Below are 19,402 nucleotides of genomic sequence, written 5' to 3'. Positions count from 1 at the left end.
GTGTCGCGACTTCATTCTACCAGAGATCTGCAAACCATGTCTCTTTTTCTTTTTGCGAAACTTATTCTACCTTATCCTATAACCTGCCCTCAAAGTGAGATTCTGGTAATGTAAAATAAAAAAGGTGGTGCAATTCTTGACAGAATTGCACCACCTTTTTTGGTCCGAGTGGCGGGATTCGAACCCACGGCCTCTTGGACCCGAACCAAGCGCGATACCAAGCTTCGCCACACCCGGATATGAACTTCCTGCCTGCACTGCAAAGAACATGTCCTGTACAGACTGCAATTTATTATAGTGATTTTGCCGCCAAATGTCAAGGCAATTTTTCCGCTGCCAGGGAGATATTTTCCGCATAAGACAGGCGGAAAGCGAATAGGGATAATACACAGGAAAATGGACGGGCAGCGGTTGCGGTACGCCAGAGAAGGGGAGGACACAGGGCATGGAGAGCGCATATCGTCAGTGGGAAAAGCGGCGGGAGCGGCGGCAGGGTAGGCCGGCAGAACGGCGGAGCGGGAAAAAGGTGGCGCTGGCGCCCAGAGAGTGCCGGAGGCTGGTCCAGCTGGGCGTGTGCATTGCACTGTTCCTGGTGGTGTTTGTGGGCAAGGGTGTGTTCCCAGAGCAGATGCTGGCGGCCCGGGAGAAAATCGTCCAGGTGATCCAGGGCGACACGGACTTCCGGGCGGCATTTGCCAGCCTGGGGCAGTCCATCTCGGAGGGAGAGCCGGTACTGGATACCCTGGGGGCGCTGTGGATCGACGTATTTGGCGGGGAACAGGTGGAGCTACCGGACAGCGGCTGGGAGCCGCTGCCGCTCTACACGGAGACAGTGGCCAAACTCCAGGGCGGCGTGACGGTCCAGGGTATGTTGGATCTGGAGTTGGACACAGCTGCTCCTCCGGCGGAAGAAGCACCTGCGGAGGAGCAGCCAGTGGCCAGCCCAACGCCTGCGGAGGATACCGTCCAGCCCCAGCCTGACGCGGCAGAGGACGCGGTGCAGCCCACGCCGGTACCGGACGTCATCCACGTGGACTACGATGGCCCGGCGCTGCCTGCCAACGCCACAATGGACCAGTATAACCTGGGTCTGGCTGCAACCATCTCGCCTGTGGATGGAGCGGAGGGCTGGTGGGTGTCCTCGCCCTACGGCTGGCGGGAGCACCCGGTGGACGAGGAGGAGAAGTTCCACAACGGTGTGGACCTGGCGGTCAACACCGGTACCAGCATCAAAGCTTTTGCGGACGGCGTGGTGGACTATATCGGAGACAGCCCGGTCTACGGCCTGTACACCCAGATCGACCACGGAAACGGCGTCACCTCTTTTTATGCCCACTGCAGTGAACTGCTGGTGCAGCAGGGGCAGACGGTGTCGGTGGGCGACGTGATCGCCCTGTCTGGTGCCACGGGGAACGCCACCGGGCCCCACCTACACTTTGAACTGAAGAAGGAGGGAATCCTGCTCAACCCCCTCTACTATATCCCCAGCGCGTGAGGCGGGCATGCTGAGGTGGGGGAGAGCTGAGGTATCGGGCGGCTTTCTGCTGCTGGCAGCGCTGCTCTGGTATCTGGACGAGGACGGGACGCTGCTGCTGGCCGGGATAGCCTGCCTGCTCCATGAGCTGGCCCACTGTGCGGCCATCTGGGTCCTGGGTGGGAAGATCGCCGGACTCAGGCTGTCGGTCACCGGCGCGGAGCTGGTCCTCTCCGGGACCCGACCGCTGGGGCATACGGCTCAGTTCCTGGCGGCGGTATCCGGGCCTGTGGCCAACACGGCGGCGGCCCTGGCGGCTGCCCGATGGGCGGAGCGGGGCGGGGGAGAGGCGCTGTGGGTCTTTGCGGGGCTGAATCTGGGCCTGGCGGGCTTCAACCTGCTGCCCATGTCCCAACTGGACGGCGGCCGGGCGGTGCGCAGCCTGGCCGGAATTTTTTTGCCCGAAGCAGCCGCGGACGGATTGGCGGCCGCGCTGTCCTGGATTACTGGGGTGGGGATCCTGGCGCTGGGCGGTCTGCTGTTCTGGCGGAATCAGGCCAATTTCACTATGCTGCTCACCGCCCTCTGGCTGGTGTATGCCAACAGCCGGAGCCGGGGCGGCCTGCGCACGGCAAGAAGGCGGGACAGGACGGGAAGAAAACGGTGACAAACAGGGGAGAGCCTGATATAATCCTTGTAGAAGCAAACAGAAGCGAGGATGAATCATGGACCTCTGTAATGTAAACGACATCAAGGCCCTGCTGGGACGGCATGGATTCCGTTTTTCCAAGAGCATGGGGCAGAACTTTCTGATCGAGGACCGGGTTCCCCGGGACATCGCGGCGGCCTCCGGCGCCGATAAAGACTGCGGCGTACTGGAGATCGGCCCGGGCATCGGACCCCTGACCGTCCGGCTGGCGGAGCGGGCCGGACGGGTGGTTTCAGTGGAGCTGGACAAGGCGCTGCTTCCGGTGTTGGCCGAGACGCTGGCCGGGCGGGATAACGTGGAGATCGTGCCGGGAGACATCATGAAGCTGGACATCGCCGCCCTTGTGGCGGAGAAGATGGGCGGCCTGAAGCCTCTGGCCTGCGCCAATCTGCCCTACAATATCACTACGCCGGTGCTGACCGCCCTCATTGAGGCGGGTTGTTTCCAGGCCATCACGGTGATGATCCAGCGGGAGGTGGCCCTGCGGATCTGTGCCGCGCCGGGCAGCGGGGACTACGGCGCTTTCTCGGTCTACTGCCAGTACCACACCGCGCCGGAGCTGCTCTTCGACGTGCCGCCCGACTGCTTTATCCCCGCGCCCAAGGTCACCTCGTCGGTGATCCGGCTGGTGCCCCGGCCCGCGCCGGAGGAGGTGAAGGACGAGAAGCAGTTCTTCCGGCTGGTGCGGGCGGCCTTTGCCCAGCGGCGCAAGACCCTGCTCAACGCCCTGTCCTCCGCCTACGGGAATCAGCTGAGCAAGGATGAGCTGCGGGACGCCATCGCCGCCTGCGGCCTGCCCGCCGACGTGCGGGGCGAACGGCTGGGGATCCCGGAGTTTGCAGCGTTGGCCGACGGGCTGGCGCAGCGGATGGCGGGAAGAGATTAAAAAAATGGCTCCTCTCACATGAGAGGAGCCATTTTTTTGCGGAAAATCGGGTTTACTCGATGTCGATGGGGTCCACCTCGATGGGGTGGAGTTTGCGCAGCTCCTTGGCGACCCGGCCCAGCTTGAACAGGCCCCACAGGTCGGAGATGCCGGTGTAGATCAGCACGGCGCCGATGACCATGAAGATGACGTCCGCCAGGAACAGGGGACGGCAGAGGATGAGCACGCCGAAGGCGGCGGACACCAGGGAGAGGATCAGCACCACCCACCAGTGGGAATAGTTCATCCGGTTCAGGTCAATGGCCCGCTTCAGGTTGAGCAGGGCGTCGATGACGATATAGATGCCCAGCACCACGGGGAGGATGGAGAGCACGATGTCGGGCCGGATGAGGAAGACCAGGCCCACGCCGGCGGCCACAATACCAAGGAACAGCTCCAGACGGAAGGAGCCCTGGCGGCTGTCGTGGACGAAGAAGCTGATGATGGTGATGACACCGTAGACCAGGAGGACCAGGCCGAACGCGAAGCACACCAGGCTGCCGGTGATGTCAGGCCAGATCAGGAGAACCAGACCCAGGACAATATAGAGGATAGCGGCCAGGAAGTAGCTGATTTTCATGTTTTTCAGGTATTCCCGCATGAGAGATCCCTGCCTTTCTGTATCTTGGCACTAGTATATCCCGTCTGTGGGAAAATGTCACGGGACAAAACAGTGGGCGTGTGTGGGAGCGCCGTTACGCCTCCGGCTGCCAGTTCTTGCACACGTCGATCCAGCCGGCGCTGTGGGCATACTCCGACAGCTCGTCACAGGTGAGTTGGATGGCGGAGTTGGAGGAGCCGGCGGCGGGGTAGACCGTGTCGAAGCGGCGGAGGGATACGTCCAGATAGGTGGTGACGGCGGGATTGTCGATGCCGAAGGGACACACGCCGCCCACCGCGTGGCCGGTGAACGCCAACACCTCATCAGCTGTCAGCATTTTGGCTTTACAGTGGAACATGGCCTTGAACTTGGTGTTGTCGATCTTGGCGTCCCCGGCGCAGACGATGAGGACGCAGCCGCCCTCGACAGAGAAGGACAGGGTCTTGGCGATGCGGGCGGGGATCACGCCCACCGCCTGGGCGGCCAGCTCCACCGTGGCGCTGGAGACGGGAAATTCCAGAATATCCTGCTCCCGGCCCAGGGCGCGGAAGTAGGTGCGTACTGCTTCAATTGACATGGGGCGCCTCCTTTTTCTGATTGGTCCGGGCCAGGAACTTTTCGTTGGAGATGATGCAGCGCTGGTGGGTACCGCTGCCGATGGGGCCGGCCTCGTCCCACGCGGAAACTGTAAAGGAAATACGCCTGCCGTCAACGGCGGTGACCCTGGCCTCTGCCCGTACCTTCATGCCCACAGGTGTGGCGGCGTCGTGGGTGATGTCCAGACGGGTGCCCACGGTGCCCTGGCCCTCCTCCAGGCCGGTGGCCACCGCATCCATGGCGGCGGCCTCCATCAGGGCGGCCATCATGGGAGTGGCGAACACGGGGAGAGCCCCGCTGCCCACCGCCAGCGCGGTGTTCCGGTCAGTGACAACGGTCTCCGCCCGGCCTGTCATACCGATTTCAATTGACATGGAAACTTCATCCTCTCGGAAAAACTGCGGCTCTCGCTGTGCCGGCAGAAAGCCGCGCCAACAGACAGTATTTTACACCGGTATGGACGGCCGCGCAAGCGGCAGATGAAAACGGAAAATGGCCGCCCGAAGGCGGCCATTTTCCATTCCCGGCAGGGACGAATATCTGCTTAAAAGAGACCCCAGAAGCTGCCGGTGGTGGTTTTGAGCCGGATCCACTCGCTGTCGTACAGGTCCAGGATGTTCTGAGGCAGGCCGGCGTAGCTCTCGCACTTGGCCATGATGTCGGCGTCAGGGTAAGCGTAGGGGTCGTCGGCGATCTCCGGGTCCAGCGCCTCGCGGACGGAGAGCAGGGGAGAGGAGTACCAGATGGCCTCGCAGTTCTTCAGTCCGGCCTGGGTGGAGCACATATAGTTGATGAAAGCCTCGGCGTTGGCCTTGTTGGGGGCGTCCTTCAGAATACACATGGCGTCCACGTAGATGTTGGTGCCCTCCTCGGGAATATAGAAGCCCAGGTCCGGGTTGTTCTCGTACATGGTGAGGTAGTCGCCGTAGTAGTAGGTGCCTACGTAGGCGTTGGCGCCCTCCAGCTTCTGAAAGATATCGTCCATCACGTAGGCCTGGACAATGGGCCACTGGTCCACCAGCAGGTCCACAGCCTCACGGATCTGGGACTCGTCGGTGGTGTTGTAGGAGTAGCCCAGACGCTTGAGAGCGATGCCGATGGCGTCCCGGGAGTTGTCGATCATGAGGATGTCGCCCGCGTACTTCTCGTTCCACAGCAGGTCCCAGCTGCCCAGGTCCTCCTCGTCCACGGCCTTGGTGTTGTAGATGACCCCCATCAGGCCCCACATGTAGGGGACGGAGTAGAGGTTCTCCGGGTCATAGGCGGGATTCTTCAGCGCCGGGTCGATGTCGGCAAAGTTGGGGATGTTGTCGAAGTCAAGGGGGGCCAGCAGGTCCTCGGAGATCAGCCGGGCGATCATGTAGTCGGAGGGGATGACCACATCGTAGTTGGCCCCGCCGCCGGCGATCTTGGAGTACATGGTTTCGTTGCTGTCGTACATCTGGTAGTTGACCTTAATGCCGGTGGCGGCCTCAAAGTCGTCCAGTACGGACTCGTCGATATACTCGCCCCAGTTATATACGTTGACCACGTTGGAGCCGGTGTCGCCGCCTACATCGTCCCGGCTGCGGACGCATCCGGTGAGCAGCCCGGCGGTGAGGGACAGAACCAGGGCCATGACAAGCAGTTTTTTCACTTTGGTTCCCAATCTCCTTTCACGCGGCGCGGGGGTTCAGCGCTCTCCGGGCTCGCGGCCCACGTTTTCCGCTGTAATATCCATGATGCTCTCGGGGGCCGCGGGCGGAGCGCCCAGCACCTTCCGCCGCCTGGCCTCCTTGGCGTCCTGGCGGACCTGGCGCAGGTTGATGACAATGAGCAGCACCAGCACCGCCACGAACATCAGGGTGGACAGGGCGTTGATCTCCGGGCTCACCCGGCGGCGCACCATGGAGTACACCACCATGGACAGGGTGGACTCCTGGCTGCCGGCGGTGAAGTAGCTGATGACAAAGTCGTCGATGCTCATGGTGAAGGCGATGAGGGCGCCGTTGACCACGCCGGGCATCATCTCGGGCAGCACCACCTTGCGGAAGGCGTACAGGCTGGTGGCGCCCAGGTCCTGGGCGGCCTCGGCGATGTTGGGGTCCAGCTGCCGAAGCTTGGGCATCACCGACAGGATGACGTAGGGAATGTCAAAGGTGATGTGGGCGATGAGCAGGGTGCCGAAGCCCAGGTTGAAGCCCAGGTCGAACCACAGGTTGGCGTTGATGACCCAGTCCAGATTGTTGAGCCAGCCGGACAGGGAGGCCAGGGCCTGGCCCGCGAAGACAAAGAGCAGCATCATGGACACGCCGGTGATAATGTCGGCGTTGGTCAGGGGGATGTTGTTGATGCCCAGGAAGATGCCCCGGGGCCGCCGCTTCATGTTGTAGAAGCCGATGGCCGCGGCGGTGCCCACCACGGTGGCGATGAGGGTGGCCAGGAAGGAGACCAGCAGGGTAGTCCGCAGGGCGCTGAGCACCGTGTCGTTCTGGAAGAGCTGGACGTACCAGTCCAGGGTGAAGCCGCCCCACACTGCGTTGCTCTTGGAGTCGTTGAAGGAGAACACGATGAGCACGAAGATGGGGGCGTACAGGAAGAGAAAGACCAGCAGGATAAAGAGGCGGGAGAGGGGGCCATTCTTTTTCACAGCAGCACCGCCTCCCCTTCACCTTCGCCGAAGCGGTTCATGACACCCATGCAAATCAGCACGATCACCATCATTACCAGGGAGATGGCGCTGCCCAGATGGGGATTGTAGGCCGAACCCAGGAACTGCATCTCGATCAGGTCGCCCAGCAGCAGGGTCTTGCCACCGCCCAGCAGCCGGGAGATAACAAAGGTGGACACCGAGGGAATGAACACCATGGTGATGCCGGAGAGCACGCCGGGCAGGGACAGGGGGAAGGTGATCCGGCGGAACACGGTCAGGCTGTCGGCGCCCAGGTCCTGAGCGGCCTCGATGACCCTGGGGTCGATCTTCTCGATGACCGAGAAGATGGGCAGCACCATGAAGGGCAGGAAGTTGTACACCATGCCCAGCACTACCGCGCCGGAGGTGTTGATGATGTCCAGCCTGGGCAGGCCGATGGCGGAGAGCAGGTTGTTGAAGAAGCCGTTGCGCTCCAGCAGGAACACCCAGGAGTAGGTCCGCAGGAGGAAGTTCATCCACATGGGCAGCATGATGAGCAGCATGGCCATGCCCCGCAGCCGGCCCCGCTCCCGGGCCAGGAAGTAGGCCAGGGGGTACCCGATGAGAATGCACACGATGGTGGCCACAAAGGCCAGCAGGAAGGACCGGCCGAACACGCCGGCATACTGTCCCAGAGTGGTGAAGTGGTCCAGGGTGGCGCTCCAGTCCCGGTTGGTGAAGGCGTATACCACTACAACAACCAGGGGGGCCACCACAAAAATGGCCATCCAGACCACATAGGGGATGGCGATACCCTTACTCTTCATCGCCGCCCTCCGGAGTGTCCTCGTTGAGCTCGTCGTACTCCTCGCTGTAGGAGCTGTAATCGCCGAACATGCCGGAGTACCGGCTTTTCTTCATAACATGGAAGCCATCGGGGTCGATCTTCACGCCGATGCGGGAGCCGACAGGGGAGAAGTCGGTGGTCTGGATCAGCCACTTGAAGCCCCGGAAGTCCACGATGATGTCGTAGTGCATGCCCTTGAAGGTGACCTCGGTGACGGTGCCGGTGAGCTGGCCCTGCTCCACGGGGACGATGTCGATGTCCTCCGGCCGGATGACCACGTCCACCGGTTCATTGGGGGCGAAGCCGCTGTCCAGGCAGGGGAACTTCTTGCCGTACATGCCCACAACCTTGTCCTCGTGCATGATGCCGTCGATGATGTTGCTCTCGCCGATAAAGTCGGCCACAAAGGCGTTCTTGGGCTCGTTGTAGATGTCCTCAGGGGTGCCGATCTGCTGGATGTTGCCCTTGTCCATGACCACAACCGTGTCCGACATGGTGAGGGCCTCTTCCTGGTCGTGGGTCACGTAGATAAAGGTGATGCCCACCTGCTGCTGGATCCGCTTGAGCTCGATCTGCATGTCCTTGCGCAGCTTCAGGTCCAGGGCGCCCAGGGGCTCGTCCAGCAGCAGCACCTGGGGTCGGTTGACGATGGCGCGGGCGATGGCCACCCGCTGCTGCTGGCCGCCGGACAGGGAGTTGACCGACCGCTTGCCGTATCCGGCCAGGTTCACCAGGGCCAGGGCCTCCTCCACCCGGGTGCGGATCTCCGGCTCGGGCACCTTGGCAATGCGCAGGCCGAAGGCCACGTTCTCAAAGATGTTCATGTGGGTGAACAGGGCGTACTTCTGAAAGACCGTATTGACCTTCCGCTTGTGAGGCGGAACGTCGTTGATCCGCACGCCGTCGAAGAACACGTCCCCCGAGGTGGGCTTCTGGAACCCGCCGATGATCCGCAGGGTAGTGGTCTTGCCGCAGCCCGAGGGCCCCAGCAGCGTGAGGAATTCCTTGTCGTTGATATAAAGGTTAAGGTGGTCCAGGATAATATCGTCGTCATACTTCATGACGCAGTCTGACAGACGAATCAACTCTTTGGCCATGTATCCTCCCCCATTTCTCTCTAAAATTACAGCAGACAGGAAAAAAGACGCACCCCACATGGTTGAATCGGGCACGTCCCTACAGACGTGATAATCATATATTTTCCCCATGGGAAAGTCAATAAAAAACCGCAAAATTTTACGGGATTTTTCCATGGAAAATGGAAAGAAAGCGCGTCTGAGGGAAAAAAGCGGAGAAGAACCCCGCTTAATCCCGCCAGACGCGCGGAAAAGCAGTATAATCAGGAAAAAGAGGAAATCAGTGCTCACAGTCCGGGGAAGTACTCGTCCACAAAATCCACGTGCTCCACAGTGAAGGTCCTGCCCCTCAGGTTGTTGAGGATTCCCGCGTCGGTGGGGAAGGAGAAGGTGAGCTTATAGGAGTAGAGGGCCTGGCCATTGGTGCGGCCGAAGCGGCGGTTGTCCCGCTCCCGGCCGTACTTGCCGTCGCCCAGCAGAGGGTGCCCGGCGTCAGCGAACTGGGCGCGGATCTGGTGGGTACGGCCGGTGAGCAGCTCGCACTCCACCAGGGAAAGTCCGTTGCCCACCTTCAGGGTCTTGTACACAGTGAGGGCGGTCCTGCCGTCGGGCACAGGGTGATGGTACACCGTCACCTGCTTCTTGACCTCGTCCTTCACCAGAAAGCCCTCCAGCCTGCCCTCCGGCGGGGTCATCTTACCCAGGATCACTGCCAGATAGAATTTGTCGATCTCCCGATCCTTGATCTTCTGGTTCATGATCCGCAGGGTCTCGGCGTTCTTGGCCGCGATGACGATGCCGCCGGTGTTGCGGTCGATCCGGTTGCACAGGGCGGGTGCAAAGGAGTTCTCCTTGTAGGGACTCCACTCCTTCTTCTGGTAGAGGTAGGCCTGGATGTGGGTGATGAGGGTGTTGACCCGCTCCGTCTCGTCGGGGTGGACCACGATGCCGGGCTGCTTGTCCACCAGCAGCAAGTTCTCATCCTCGTATACGATGTTCAGCCGGGGCTTGAACACAGAGAGAAAGGCATTCTCCAAAGTGGGGGTATCAAAAAACTCGTCGTTGATGTATAATTGGAGCAGGTCCCCCTCCTGGAGGCGGTAGTCCCGGGCGGAGCCCTTGCCGTTGACCTTGACCCGCTTGAGTCGGATGTACTTCTGGGACAGGGGCGCGGGGAGGAGGGGAAGGGTCTTGCCCAGCCAGCGGTCCAGCCGCTGCCCCGCGTCGTTCTTTTTTATGGTAAATTCCTTCATAAATCATCTTCTCCGGTGAGGCCGGCCGAAAACACGGCCTAATTTTCTATCTGTAAAGGGCGAAAAACGGGGGAATCAGATCGCCTTTACAGCTGCTCGGGTTATTCTATCACATTTTAAGAAAAATTTGAAGAAAGTATTTGACAATAGCCGAGGTTTTTATTATAATACCATCTGTGTCATTGTGCGAGGTGTACCATGCGTTTAAATCTGCGTAAGATTATCCCGGCGCCCGGCGCAAGCATTCCGTTCGACTTCCAGATGGACCTGTCCGATCTGGAGTGGAACGGGGAGCGGCCCGCGGCACATCCCATTCATGTCAGCGGTACCGTCCGGAACATGGCCGGCGCCCTTCTTCTGGAGGGAGAGGCGGACACGGTTCTGGAACTGCGGTGCGACCGCTGCCTGAAGCCCTTTTCCCGCGAGACCCGGATTCCTCTGGAAGCTCTTCTGGCCACTGAGCTGGCGGACGAGGAGAATGAGGATGACATCGTCCTGCTGGACGGGGACGAGGTGGATGTGGGCGAGATTGCGCGGACGGCATTCATTCTCGCCATGGATACCAAGCATCTCTGCTCAGAGGATTGCAAAGGCCTTTGCGCCAAATGCGGCGCGAACCTCAACAACGGCCCCTGCGGGTGCAAGCCCGAGGTTGACCCGCGTCTGGCCAAGCTGGCTCAGTTACTGGACCAGCCTGAGTAAGTAATTCATGCCCGCCCGGGCATAGCCTAAGGAGGTGTCACCATGGCGGTTCCTAAGAGTAAAGTATCCAAGCAGCGTCGGAATAAGCGTCGCAGCTCCGTTTGGAAGCTGGAGACCCCCAATACCACGACCTGCCCCAAGTGCGGCGCGTTTCGTCTGCCTCACCGGATGTGCAAGTCCTGCCTGACCTACAATGGTCATGAGATGGGCAAGGCTCAGGCCGAGGCTGCGAAGTAAAACCGAACAGCAAGAAAAAGAAGAGGGGGAAACCCCTCTTTCTTTTTGCGTGGAAATCGGGTAAAATAAGAACAGTATGTCTCCGAACCGTTGGAGGCGGAATACACACAGGAAGAGAGCAACGACCATGAGCCTTACCGTAATTCGCTCCGTGGACGCGGGCAGCCCGGCCTGGGACGCGGGCATCCATCCCGGGGAGACCCTCACCAAGGTCAACGGCCATCCCATTGTGGATGTGATGGACTACAAATACTATACCTATGACGCCCGCCTGGAGCTCACCCTCACCGAGGCAGGCGGCAATACTCGCACTGTGCGGGTGCGCAAAGAGGAGGGGGAGGACCTGGGCCTCAACTTTGAGACCTACCTGATGGACAGGGCCCGATCCTGCGCCAACAACTGCATTTTCTGCTTTGTGGACCAGATGCCGCCGGGGATGCGGGAGACCCTCTATTTTAAGGACGACGACGCCCGGCTCTCCTTCCTGATGGGCAACTACATTACCCTGACCAACCTGTCGGAGCGGGAGCAGCAGCGGATCATGGATCTGCACATCTCGCCCATCAACGTCTCGGTCCACGCCACCGACCCGGCCCTGCGTACCGAGATGCTGAAAAACCGGAACGCGGGGAAGTGCCTGGAACAGATGAAGCGGTTTGCCCAGGCGGGCATCACCATGAACTGCCAGATTGTCTCCTGTCCCGGCGTCAACGACGGCCCGGCCCTGGAGCGCACCCTCGCCGACCTGGCCGGGCTCTATCCCCAGGTGAACAGCGTCTCGGTGGTGCCTGTGGGCCTGACCAAATTTCGGGAGGGCCTGTGCCATCTGGACGGCTACACGGCGGAGACCGCCGGTGCGGTGCTGGACCAGGTGGAGGCCTTTGCCAAGCGGTGCATGGACAAGCTGGGCACGTCCCTGGTCTGGTGCTCCGATGAGTTTTACCTGAAGGCGGGCAGACCGCTGCCCGAGGACGAGTACTATGAGGAGTACACCCAGCTGGAGAACGGCGTGGGCATGCTCCGCCTGCTGGAAGTGGAGTTCCAGGGCGCCATGTTTGCTCTGGAGGGGGATGAGACTCCGCCGCCCTTTTCCGTTGCCACCGGCGTGTCTGCTGCGCCCCACATCGCCGCCCTGCTGGAGAAGCTCCAGGCCCGCTGTCCCGGTGTGCGGGGCGTAGTCTACCCGGTGGTGAACCGCTTCTTCGGCGAGACCATCAACGTGGCCGGACTGGTCACCGGCCGGGACCTGATGGACCAGCTGAAGGGAAAGGACCTGGGAGAGCGGCTGCTCATCCCGGCCAACATGCTCCGCTCCGGCGAGCAGGTGTTCCTGGACGACGTGACGGTGGCCCAGGCCGAAGAGACTCTGGGCGTGCCCATCGTCCCGGTGGAGCAGGACGGCGGCGTTCTGCTGGACGCCATGCTGGGGCTGGACAGCCCCGAACCCCAGCCCGGCCCTCCGCTGGGCGGCGGCGAGGAGTTTTACTGCTATAACCCCGGCGCCGGAAGATAAACCGATTGATTGACAGGGAAGATGACTTTACAGTTGTTCTCCCTGAGAGAGGTGTGATATTTGATGAAGCCCCTGGTAGCAATTGTGGGCCGGCCCAACGTGGGCAAGTCCATGCTCTTCAACCGACTGGTAGGTCAGCGGCTGTCCATTGTGGAGGACACCCCGGGCGTCACCAGAGACCGGATCTATGCCGAGTGCGAGTGGCGGAACCGGAAGTTCGACATTGTGGACACCGGCGGTATTGAGCCCAACACCGACAGCGAGATCCTCAGCTTCATGCGGGAGCAGGCGGAGATCGCCATCCGCAACGCCGACGTGACCGTCTTTGTCTGCGACATCAAGAGCGGTCTCACCGCCTCGGACCAGGAGGTGGCCAACATGCTGCTCCGGTCCGGCAAGCCTGTGGTGCTGGCGGTCAATAAGATGGACCAGGTGGGTATGACCAACCCGGACATCTATGAGTTCTACAATCTGGGCCTGGGCGACCCCATCGCGGTCTCCGCCGTCCACGGCCACGGCACCGGCGACCTGCTGGACGCCTGCTTCCAGTACTTCCCCCCGGAGGACCAGGTGGAGGAGCAGGACGACGTGATCAAGGTGGCTGTTATCGGCAAGCCCAACGTGGGCAAGTCCTCCCTCATCAACCGGATTCTGGGGGAGGAGCGGGTGATCGTCTCCAACATGGCGGGCACCACCCGTGACGCAATCGACAGCTATTATGAGAACGACAAGGGCAAGTATATCCTCATCGACACGGCAGGCATGCGGAAAAAGTCCAAGGTGGATGACCGGATCGAGAAGTTCTCGGTGCTCCGGGCCACCATGGCCATTGAGCGGTGCGACGTGTGCCTGATCATGATCGACGCCCAGGAGGGCGTTACCGAGCAGGATACCAAGGTGGCCGGCCTGGCCCACGAGGCGGGCAAGGCCTGCATCATCGTGGTCAACAAGTGGGACGCCATCGAGAAGGACGACAAGACCATGGACAAGATGCGGCAGGATGTCCGCCGGGATCTGGCCTACATGACCTACGCGCCCATCCTGTTTATCTCGGCCAAGACCGGCCAGCGGGTGGAGCGGCTCTTTGAGCTCATCAACTATGTCAACGACCAGGCCGCCATGCGCATCACCACCGGCATGCTGAACACCGTCCTGGCCGACGCCACCGCCCGGGTCCAGCCGCCCACGGACAAGGGCCGCCGGCTGAAGATCTACTACATGACCCAGGTGGGCATCAAGCCGCCCCACTTTGTGGTCTTCTGCAACGACGCTCAGCTGTTCCATTTCTCCTATCAGCGCTATATCGAGAACCAGATTCGGAATACCTTCGGCCTGGAGGGCACCCCCGTGGTGCTGACTGTGCGGCAGAAGGGCGATAAGGAGGACTGACGAGATGAGTGTGGAGCTTCTCACGGAGATGGGCCCCGGTTTTGTGCTCCCGGCCCTGGTGGTTGCGGTGATCGCCTATTTCTGCGGCTGTTTCAACGGCGCGGCCATCGTCTCCAAGTATATCCTGCGGGATGACGTCCGCAAGCACGGCAGCGGAAATGCAGGCCTGACCAACTTCTACCGCACCTTCGGCGGACCGCTGACCCTGGTGGTCATCCTCACCGATGTGCTGAAGGCCATTGTGGCCGTGTGGGTTGGCATCCTGGCCGCCAAGTATTTTGTGGCCGACGACGCGCTGATCATCGCCCTGGGCAAATACTGGGCAGGCACCTTCTGCCTGCTGGGCCACATGTTCCCCTGCATGTTCCAGTTCAAGGGCGGCAAGGGCATCCTCTCCGGCGGCACCATCGCCATCATGATGGACTGGCGGGTGGCGCTGGTGGTGTGGGGCGGCTTCCTGGTGCTGGCCATCATCACCAAGTGGGTGTCCCTGGGCTCCTGCTGGGCGGGCCTGTCCTTTCCCTTTGTGAGCTGGTTTGTCTATCAGGACCTGATCATCCTGGTGCTGGCCATCGTCTGCGGCGGCCTGATCCTCTGGAAGCACCGGGGGAATATCAAGCGCATTCTCAAGGGCGAGGAGTCCAAGTTCAGCTTCCACCATAAAAAATCCTGACGGCGGAAACAATACGCCTGAAAGCGCCCGCCCCATGGGAGCGGCGGGACGCCCATCAAGGAGGTCATTGACATGAAAATTGCGGTTCTTGGTTCTGGCGGCTGGGGTACGGCCCTGGCTATGGTCCTGCTGGAGAACGGCCACGACGTCACCCTCTGGTCCTACAATCCTGCTGAGTCCAAGGTGCTGCAGGAGACGGGGGAGAACCCCATGCTCAAGGGGGTCCCCCTGCCTGCGGAGCTGAAGTTCACCGCCGATATGGCCTGCGTGGCGGGCTGCGGCGCGGTGGTACTGGCCACGCCCTCCTTTGCCGTCCGCGAGACGGCCCGGAAGCTGGCCGGCCTGCTTACCCACGGGACCATCCTGATCTCTGTGTCCAAGGGCATCGAGAAGGACACCTCTCTGACCCTGACCCAGGTCATCGAGTCCGAGGTGGGGGAGGACTTCAAGATCGTAGCTCTGTCCGGCCCCTCCCACGCGGAGGAGGTGGGGCGGCACGTGCCCACCACCGTGGTGGCGGCCTCCCGCGACCAGGCGGCGGCCGAGCTGGTCCAGGACCTGTTCATGAACCCCCGCTTCCGGGTATACGCCTCCGACGACGTGGTGGGCGTGGAGCTGGCTGCGGCGCTGAAGAACGTCATCGCCCTCTCCGCCGGCGTGTGCGACGGCATGGGCTTCGGCGACAACACCAAGGCGGCCCTGATGACCCGGGGCCTGTCCGAGATCGCCCGGCTGGGCGAGGCGCTGGGCGGCCGGAAGGAGACCTTTGCCGGTCTGGCCGGCGTGGGCGACCTGATCGTCACCTGCACCTCCATGCACTCCCGCAACCGCCGCTGCGGCATCCTCATCGGCAAGGGCACTCCGGTGCCCGAGGCGGTGAAGGAGATCGGCGCTGTGGTGGAGGGCTACTACGCTGCCGCCACGGCCAAGGCCCTGGCGGACAAGACCGGCGTGGAGATGCCCATCACCGAGGCCGCCTATCAGGTGCTCTACCACGGGAAAGACCCCAGGGTGGTCATCACCGAGCTGATGACCAGGGCCAAGAAGCATGAGATCGAGGAGAGCTGGGTGTAAAGCTTTTCCGCCTTGCAGAAAAAGCGGCGTGGCCGATACTCCGGCCACGCCGCTTTCCTGTCTATTGCGATTGCTCCGGCTGGCTGCGGCCCGTGGCGATCAGGGCCAGATTGTCGCCGAGGGCGGTAAAAAATGCGGCGGTCAGCGCCAGATCCTGGTCAGGCAGGGCCCGGGACAGCTGGACGGACACCAAAGAGGCCAGAACAGGCAGCAGCTCGCCGGAAGACCCCTGTTGCTTTGACAAGGCGGCGCCTCCTCTCATGTATCATTCTACGCCGCAGCGAGAAAAAGGGGACCGGAACACAGCCGGGTATCTGCGAACAGCCGCGGATACCCGGCTTTTTGCTGACAAGGAAAAATGCTTGTCGGCATTCTTTTCCGGCCCGTCCCGGATTTGACCTTTTTTGAAGGGCCGGACCGGTATAATAAGGTCTGCTGAGCAATGGCGGAGGGGGGAGGACATGACGGTCGTATACATAGACTCCCTGTTTCTCCTCAACTTTGTGGTCAACTACCTGCTGCTGCTGGCCGCTGCCCGGCTGTCCGGCGCGGTCATCCGCCGTCCGGCTCTGGCCGCCGGAGCAGCTCTGGGCGGGGGATATGCCGCTGCGGTCTTTCTGCCCGGTATGGGGTTCCTGCTTCACCCGCTGTGCAAGCTTGGAGCTGCGGTGCTCATGCTGCTGTGTGCCTTTGGAAGCAGCAGGCGGCTGCTGCGGACGGGGTTGATTTTCTTCGCGGTGGCGGCGGCCTTCGGCGGCGGAATTTTCGCCATTGAGCTGCTGGGGGGCAGGGGACTGAGCCTGAAAAACGGCATCTTCTACTCCGCCATGGATTTAAAACTGATCCTTCTTTCAGCAGCCGGGTGCTACGTGGTCATCAGCCTGGTGCTGCGCCGGACCGGGGGGCACAGCGCAGCCCGGCGGGAGCTGCGGCCCGCGGTGGTGACGCTGGGGGAGAAAAAAGCCGTGCTGACCGCCCTGGTGGATACGGGCAACACCCTCACCGATCCGGCCACCAACCGGCCCGTCATGGTGGCGGAGGGAGAGAAGCTGTCCGGCCTCTTTCCAGCGGATGCAGTTCCCGACCCGGCGGCCCTGGCCGATCCGGTGTCGGCTCTGGAGCATATGGCGGACGGTCCGCTGCGGAGCCGCTGCCGTCTGCTGCCCTACCAGGCGGTGGGGGTGGCGTGCGGCATGCTGCTGGCGGTCCGGATGGACCGGGTCCAGGTGGGGACAGAGGACTACGGGGGCATTCTGGTGGCGCTGTCACCCAACCGGCTGTCGGACGGCGGGGGATACAGCGCCCTGATCGGGGCCTGACGGGAAACAGAGAGGGAGGATGGAGTATGCGAGGATGGAAGCTGCGCTGGTATGTCCGGGTCCAGCGCATCCTGGCCCGGCTTGGGATAAAGCTGCCGGGAAAGATCATGTACATCGGCGGAAGCGATACCCTGCCGCCGCCCCTCTCCAAGGGGGAGGAGGCGGAGCTGATCGCACGGCTGGACAGGGGAGAGGAGACGGTCAAGTCCCAACTCATTGAGCGGAACCTGCGCCTGGTGGTGTACATCGCCCGCCGGTTCGAGAACACCGGCGTGGGCATTGAGGATCTGATCTCCATCGGCACCATCGGACTCATCAAGGCCATCAACACCTACAAGCCTGCCAAGAACATCAAGCTGGCCACCTACGCCTCCCGGTGCATTGAGAATGAGATTCTGATGCACCTGCGCAAAACATCCGGCCTGAGAAGCGAGGTGTCCTTTGACGAGCCGCTGAACACCGACTGGGACGGCAACGAGCTGCTGCTCTCCGACATCCTGGGCACGGAGAACGACGTGGTGATGAAGCCCATTGAGGACGACGTGGACCGCCAGCTGTTATTGGAGGCCATGGAGAAGCTGGACGGCCGGGAGAAGCAGATCATCACCATGCGCTTCGGTCTGGACGGCAGGCCGGAGCGCACCCAGAAGGAGGTGGCCGACCTGCTGGGCATCTCCCAGTCCTATATCTCAAGGCTGGAGAAGCGGATCATCTCCCGGCTGAAGAAGGAGATCCTGAAGATGCTGTAATAGCCCGGGTCCCTGCGTTTACCGCAGGGACCCGGGCTGTGTTGTAAGCGCGCTTAGCAGGAGCCGGAGTAAAAGTCGCACCAGGGGCGCAGGGTGCAGTTGGCGCACTCAGGCCCACGGGCCATGCAGACCGCCCGGCCGTGGAGCACCAGCCGGTGGCAGAAGTCGTTGGACTCCTCCGGTGGGAGGATTTTCCGCAGCTGAGCCTCTACCTTGGCCGGGTCCTTGGTGCCGTCGGTCAGACCCAGGCGGCCGGATAGGCGGATGCAGTGGGTGTCCGCCACCACCACGCCGGGCTTGTGGTACACATCGCCCAGGATCAGGTTGGCGGTCTTGCGGCCCACGCCGGGCAGGCGGAGCAGATCCTCCATGGTGTCGGGCACCACGCCGCCATACTCGTCCAGCAGCATCCGGGAGGAGGCCACAATGTCCCGGGCCTTGGCCCGGAAGAAGCCGGTGGAGTGGATCAGCTCCTCCACCTCGCTGATGTCGGCGTTGGCCAGGGCCTCCAGGGTGGGGAAACGGCCGTAGAGCCCGGGGGTGACCTTGTTGACCCGCTCATCGGTGCACTGGGCGGCCAGCCGGGTGGCAAAGAGAAGCTCGTGGGGCTTCTGGTAATCCAGGGAGCAGATGGCCTCAGGGTAGAGCTTTTTCAGCTCCTCCACAATGGCCAGGACATCCTGTTCAGACTTCATCGCTTTATCACCTCAAAGACATTTTGGCTTGATTTGTACGCCAGAAAAAGAAGATTGTAATTACAGCATCGATTCGGTATAATATCCCATATGGGATTTGGACAGATGTCCCCTGCGGGGTGCCGCGGACGGCGTCTGGCCGCCCTCTGTACCGCCTGTGGGCAGGAGAGGTGCATCCCGATTCAACGAAAAAACAGGGGGAGATCGTCATGGTAAAGGATATCATGGAATTTCTGGCCGCGCAAGACCCGGAAGTTGGGGCTGCCGTCCGGTCTGAGTACGACCGCCAGCGGAGAAACATCGAGCTCATCGCCTCCGAGAACTTTGTGAGCGAGGCGGTGCTGGCTGCCGCGGCCACGGTGCTCACCAACAAGTACGCCGAGGGCTACCCCGGCAAGCGGTACTACGGCGGCTGCCAGTGCGTGGACGTGGTGGAGGACATCGCCCGGCAGCGGGCCTGCGCGCTCTTCGGGGCGGAGCACGCCAACGTCCAGCCCCACAGCGGCGCCAACGCCAACTATGCGGTGTACGCCGCCCTGTGTGACCACGGGGACACGGTGCTGGGCATGGATCTGGCCAACGGCGGCCACCTGACCCACGGCTCCCCGGTGAACTTCTCCGGCAAGAACTACAACATCGTGGCCTACGGCGTCAACGACCAGGGATACATCGACTACGACCAGGTGCGGGATCTGGCCAAACAGCACAGGCCCCGCATGATCCTGGCCGGCGCCTCCGCCTACCCCCGCACCATCGACTTCAAGACCTTTGCCGACATCGCCCACGAGGTGGGGGCCTACCTGTTTGTGGACATGGCCCACATCGCCGGCCTGGTGGCCGCCGGGCTCCACCCCTCCCCGGTGCCCTACGCCGACGTGGTGACCACCACCACCCACAAGACCCTCCGGGGCCCCCGGGGCGGCATGATCCTCTGCAAGGAGGAGCTGGCCAAGAAGAT

General features: G+C 61.9%; 22 protein-coding genes and 1 tRNA gene. 12 read left to right on the top strand and 11 right to left on the bottom strand.

Annotation, left to right across the window (positions count from 1 at the left end; translation table 11 throughout):
- Nucleotides 1-160: 160 nt before the first annotated feature.
- Nucleotides 161-237, bottom strand: a tRNA-Pro gene (locus Q0K23_RS11185).
- A gap of 208 nt (nt 238-445) precedes the next feature.
- Between Q0K23_RS11185 and Q0K23_RS11180 the strand changes: the two genes are divergently transcribed.
- The 3 genes from Q0K23_RS11180 to rsmA are packed head-to-tail and all read left to right on the top strand — an operon-like array spanning nt 446 to nt 3,069.
- The gene (locus Q0K23_RS11180) at nt 446-1,495 is read left to right on the top strand and encodes a M23 family metallopeptidase (protein ID WP_294522155.1); all 1,050 of its coding nucleotides are present in this window, start codon (nt 446-448) and stop codon (nt 1,493-1,495) included.
- Nucleotides 1,496-1,502: 7 nt separating this feature from the next.
- On the top strand, nt 1,503-2,141 hold the full coding sequence (locus tag Q0K23_RS11175) for a site-2 protease family protein (RefSeq protein ID WP_294522152.1): 639 nt from the start codon (nt 1,503-1,505) through the stop codon (nt 2,139-2,141).
- Nucleotides 2,142-2,199: 58 nt separating this feature from the next.
- Nucleotides 2,200-3,069 carry a 16S rRNA (adenine(1518)-N(6)/adenine(1519)-N(6))-dimethyltransferase RsmA gene (rsmA, locus tag Q0K23_RS11170; RefSeq protein ID WP_294522149.1) on the top strand — a complete coding sequence of 290 codons (870 nt, stop codon included), beginning with the start codon at nt 2,200-2,202 and terminating at the stop codon, nt 3,067-3,069.
- A 52-nt stretch (nt 3,070-3,121) separates the two neighbouring features.
- On the opposite strand, the gene Q0K23_RS11165 is transcribed toward rsmA, so the two are convergent.
- From Q0K23_RS11165 to Q0K23_RS11130, 8 genes are all read right to left on the bottom strand, one after another.
- Nucleotides 3,122-3,688: an HdeD family acid-resistance protein gene (locus Q0K23_RS11165; RefSeq protein WP_294522146.1), complete on the bottom strand. Its 567-nt coding sequence runs from the start codon at nt 3,686-3,688 to the stop codon at nt 3,122-3,124.
- A 115-nt stretch (nt 3,689-3,803) separates the two neighbouring features.
- Complete coding sequence (locus tag Q0K23_RS11160; RefSeq protein ID WP_294522143.1) at nt 3,804-4,286, bottom strand: YbaK/EbsC family protein; 483 nt, start codon at nt 4,284-4,286, stop codon at nt 3,804-3,806.
- A complete protein-coding gene (locus Q0K23_RS11155; RefSeq protein ID WP_294522139.1) occupies nt 4,276-4,680 on the bottom strand; it encodes a thioesterase family protein in 405 nt (134 codons plus the stop codon). The genes Q0K23_RS11160 and Q0K23_RS11155 overlap by 11 nt, the downstream gene beginning before the upstream one ends.
- A 170-nt stretch (nt 4,681-4,850) precedes the next feature.
- Nucleotides 4,851-5,942 carry a PotD/PotF family extracellular solute-binding protein gene (locus Q0K23_RS11150; RefSeq protein ID WP_294522136.1) on the bottom strand — a complete coding sequence of 364 codons (1,092 nt, stop codon included), beginning with the start codon at nt 5,940-5,942 and terminating at the stop codon, nt 4,851-4,853.
- 36 nt (nt 5,943-5,978) lie between these two features.
- A complete protein-coding gene (locus tag Q0K23_RS11145) occupies nt 5,979-6,935 on the bottom strand; it encodes an ABC transporter permease (RefSeq protein ID WP_294522133.1) in 957 nt (318 codons plus the stop codon).
- Nucleotides 6,932-7,744 (bottom strand): ABC transporter permease, encoded by an 813-nt coding sequence (locus Q0K23_RS11140; RefSeq protein ID WP_294522130.1) that lies wholly within the window; start codon nt 7,742-7,744, stop codon nt 6,932-6,934. The genes Q0K23_RS11145 and Q0K23_RS11140 overlap by 4 nt, the downstream gene beginning before the upstream one ends.
- Nucleotides 7,734-8,861: an ABC transporter ATP-binding protein gene (locus Q0K23_RS11135; RefSeq protein WP_294522128.1), complete on the bottom strand. Its 1,128-nt coding sequence runs from the start codon at nt 8,859-8,861 to the stop codon at nt 7,734-7,736. Before Q0K23_RS11135 ends, Q0K23_RS11140 begins: the two co-directional genes overlap by 11 nt.
- 266 nt (nt 8,862-9,127) lie before the next feature.
- Nucleotides 9,128-10,093, bottom strand: a complete 966-nt coding sequence (locus Q0K23_RS11130; protein ID WP_294522126.1) for an RluA family pseudouridine synthase — start codon at nt 10,091-10,093, stop codon at nt 9,128-9,130.
- Nucleotides 10,094-10,291: 198 nt separating this feature from the next.
- Between Q0K23_RS11130 and Q0K23_RS11125 the strand changes: the two genes are divergently transcribed.
- The 6 genes from Q0K23_RS11125 to Q0K23_RS11100 all read left to right on the top strand — a co-directional run bounded on the left by Q0K23_RS11125 (nt 10,292) and on the right by Q0K23_RS11100 (nt 15,681).
- Entirely contained in the window at nt 10,292-10,795 is a 504-nt protein-coding gene (locus tag Q0K23_RS11125; RefSeq protein ID WP_277216173.1) for a DUF177 domain-containing protein, read from the top strand.
- A gap of 42 nt (nt 10,796-10,837) precedes the next feature.
- Nucleotides 10,838-11,032 (top strand): 50S ribosomal protein L32, encoded by a 195-nt coding sequence (rpmF, locus tag Q0K23_RS11120; protein ID WP_040646773.1) that lies wholly within the window; start codon nt 10,838-10,840, stop codon nt 11,030-11,032.
- 127 nt (nt 11,033-11,159) lie between these two features.
- The gene (locus tag Q0K23_RS11115) at nt 11,160-12,545 is read left to right on the top strand and encodes a DUF512 domain-containing protein (protein WP_294522114.1); all 1,386 of its coding nucleotides are present in this window, start codon (nt 11,160-11,162) and stop codon (nt 12,543-12,545) included.
- Nucleotides 12,546-12,608: 63 nt separating this feature from the next.
- Nucleotides 12,609-13,934: a ribosome biogenesis GTPase Der gene (gene der, locus Q0K23_RS11110; RefSeq protein ID WP_294522111.1), complete on the top strand. Its 1,326-nt coding sequence runs from the start codon at nt 12,609-12,611 to the stop codon at nt 13,932-13,934.
- 4 nt (nt 13,935-13,938) lie between these two features.
- The gene (locus tag Q0K23_RS11105) at nt 13,939-14,607 is read left to right on the top strand and encodes a glycerol-3-phosphate acyltransferase (protein ID WP_294522108.1); all 669 of its coding nucleotides are present in this window, start codon (nt 13,939-13,941) and stop codon (nt 14,605-14,607) included.
- A gap of 72 nt (nt 14,608-14,679) precedes the next feature.
- Nucleotides 14,680-15,681 carry an NAD(P)H-dependent glycerol-3-phosphate dehydrogenase gene (locus tag Q0K23_RS11100; protein WP_294522106.1) on the top strand — a complete coding sequence of 334 codons (1,002 nt, stop codon included), beginning with the start codon at nt 14,680-14,682 and terminating at the stop codon, nt 15,679-15,681.
- A gap of 61 nt (nt 15,682-15,742) precedes the next feature.
- On the opposite strand, the gene Q0K23_RS11095 is transcribed toward Q0K23_RS11100, so the two are convergent.
- Nucleotides 15,743-15,925, bottom strand: coding sequence for a DUF6774 domain-containing protein (locus Q0K23_RS11095; protein WP_294522103.1), 183 nt, complete (start codon nt 15,923-15,925; stop codon nt 15,743-15,745).
- A 217-nt stretch (nt 15,926-16,142) separates the two neighbouring features.
- Between Q0K23_RS11095 and Q0K23_RS11090 the strand changes: the two genes are divergently transcribed.
- Nucleotides 16,143-17,000, top strand: coding sequence for a sigma-E processing peptidase SpoIIGA (locus Q0K23_RS11090; protein ID WP_294522100.1), 858 nt, complete (start codon nt 16,143-16,145; stop codon nt 16,998-17,000).
- A gap of 26 nt (nt 17,001-17,026) precedes the next feature.
- Nucleotides 17,027-17,749 (top strand): RNA polymerase sporulation sigma factor SigE, encoded by a 723-nt coding sequence (sigE, locus tag Q0K23_RS11085; protein WP_294522097.1) that lies wholly within the window; start codon nt 17,027-17,029, stop codon nt 17,747-17,749.
- Nucleotides 17,750-17,802: 53 nt separating this feature from the next.
- Here sigE and nth read toward each other — a convergent pair whose 3' ends face one another.
- A complete protein-coding gene (gene nth / locus Q0K23_RS11080; RefSeq protein ID WP_294522095.1) occupies nt 17,803-18,444 on the bottom strand; it encodes an endonuclease III in 642 nt (213 codons plus the stop codon).
- 209 nt (nt 18,445-18,653) lie between these two features.
- Between nth and glyA the strand changes: the two genes are divergently transcribed.
- Nucleotides 18,654-19,402: serine hydroxymethyltransferase (glyA, locus tag Q0K23_RS11075; protein ID WP_294522093.1), on the top strand; the 749-nt coding region annotated here is incomplete at its 3' end.

Source organism: uncultured Pseudoflavonifractor sp. (genome assembly GCF_944387275.1).
In the GTDB taxonomy this organism is placed as follows: Bacteria; Bacillota; Clostridia; order Oscillospirales; family Oscillospiraceae; genus Pseudoflavonifractor; species Pseudoflavonifractor intestinihominis.
The sequence above is the reverse complement of the archived record's forward strand: the minus strand, read 5'-3'. Positions and strand labels throughout refer to the sequence as shown.

Excerpts from the sequence above, each read along its gene's own strand:
- Q0K23_RS11130 (WP_294522126.1), bottom strand. The coding sequence starts at position 10,093 with ATGAAGGAATTTACCATAAAAAAGAACGACGCGGGGCAGCGGCTGGAC.
- Q0K23_RS11115 (WP_294522114.1), top strand. The coding sequence starts at position 11,160 with ATGAGCCTTACCGTAATTCGCTCCGTGGACGCGGGCAGCCCGGCCTGG.
- Q0K23_RS11175 (WP_294522152.1), top strand. The coding sequence starts at position 1,503 with ATGCTGAGGTGGGGGAGAGCTGAGGTATCGGGCGGCTTTCTGCTGCTG.
- nth (WP_294522095.1), bottom strand. The coding sequence starts at position 18,444 with ATGAAGTCTGAACAGGATGTCCTGGCCATTGTGGAGGAGCTGAAAAAG.
- Q0K23_RS11135 (WP_294522128.1), bottom strand. The coding sequence starts at position 8,861 with ATGGCCAAAGAGTTGATTCGTCTGTCAGACTGCGTCATGAAGTATGAC.
- rpmF (WP_040646773.1), top strand. The coding sequence starts at position 10,838 with ATGGCGGTTCCTAAGAGTAAAGTATCCAAGCAGCGTCGGAATAAGCGT.
- der (WP_294522111.1), top strand. The coding sequence starts at position 12,609 with ATGAAGCCCCTGGTAGCAATTGTGGGCCGGCCCAACGTGGGCAAGTCC.
- Q0K23_RS11100 (WP_294522106.1), top strand. The coding sequence starts at position 14,680 with ATGAAAATTGCGGTTCTTGGTTCTGGCGGCTGGGGTACGGCCCTGGCT.
- Q0K23_RS11180 (WP_294522155.1), top strand. The coding sequence starts at position 446 with ATGGAGAGCGCATATCGTCAGTGGGAAAAGCGGCGGGAGCGGCGGCAG.
- Q0K23_RS11155 (WP_294522139.1), bottom strand. The coding sequence starts at position 4,680 with ATGTCAATTGAAATCGGTATGACAGGCCGGGCGGAGACCGTTGTCACT.
- Q0K23_RS11165 (WP_294522146.1), bottom strand. The coding sequence starts at position 3,688 with ATGAAAATCAGCTACTTCCTGGCCGCTATCCTCTATATTGTCCTGGGT.
- rsmA (WP_294522149.1), top strand. The coding sequence starts at position 2,200 with ATGGACCTCTGTAATGTAAACGACATCAAGGCCCTGCTGGGACGGCAT.
- Q0K23_RS11160 (WP_294522143.1), bottom strand. The coding sequence starts at position 4,286 with ATGTCAATTGAAGCAGTACGCACCTACTTCCGCGCCCTGGGCCGGGAG.
- Q0K23_RS11105 (WP_294522108.1), top strand. The coding sequence starts at position 13,939 with ATGAGTGTGGAGCTTCTCACGGAGATGGGCCCCGGTTTTGTGCTCCCG.
- Q0K23_RS11140 (WP_294522130.1), bottom strand. The coding sequence starts at position 7,744 with ATGAAGAGTAAGGGTATCGCCATCCCCTATGTGGTCTGGATGGCCATT.
- Q0K23_RS11090 (WP_294522100.1), top strand. The coding sequence starts at position 16,143 with ATGACGGTCGTATACATAGACTCCCTGTTTCTCCTCAACTTTGTGGTC.
- sigE (WP_294522097.1), top strand. The coding sequence starts at position 17,027 with ATGCGAGGATGGAAGCTGCGCTGGTATGTCCGGGTCCAGCGCATCCTG.
- Q0K23_RS11125 (WP_277216173.1), top strand. The coding sequence starts at position 10,292 with ATGCGTTTAAATCTGCGTAAGATTATCCCGGCGCCCGGCGCAAGCATT.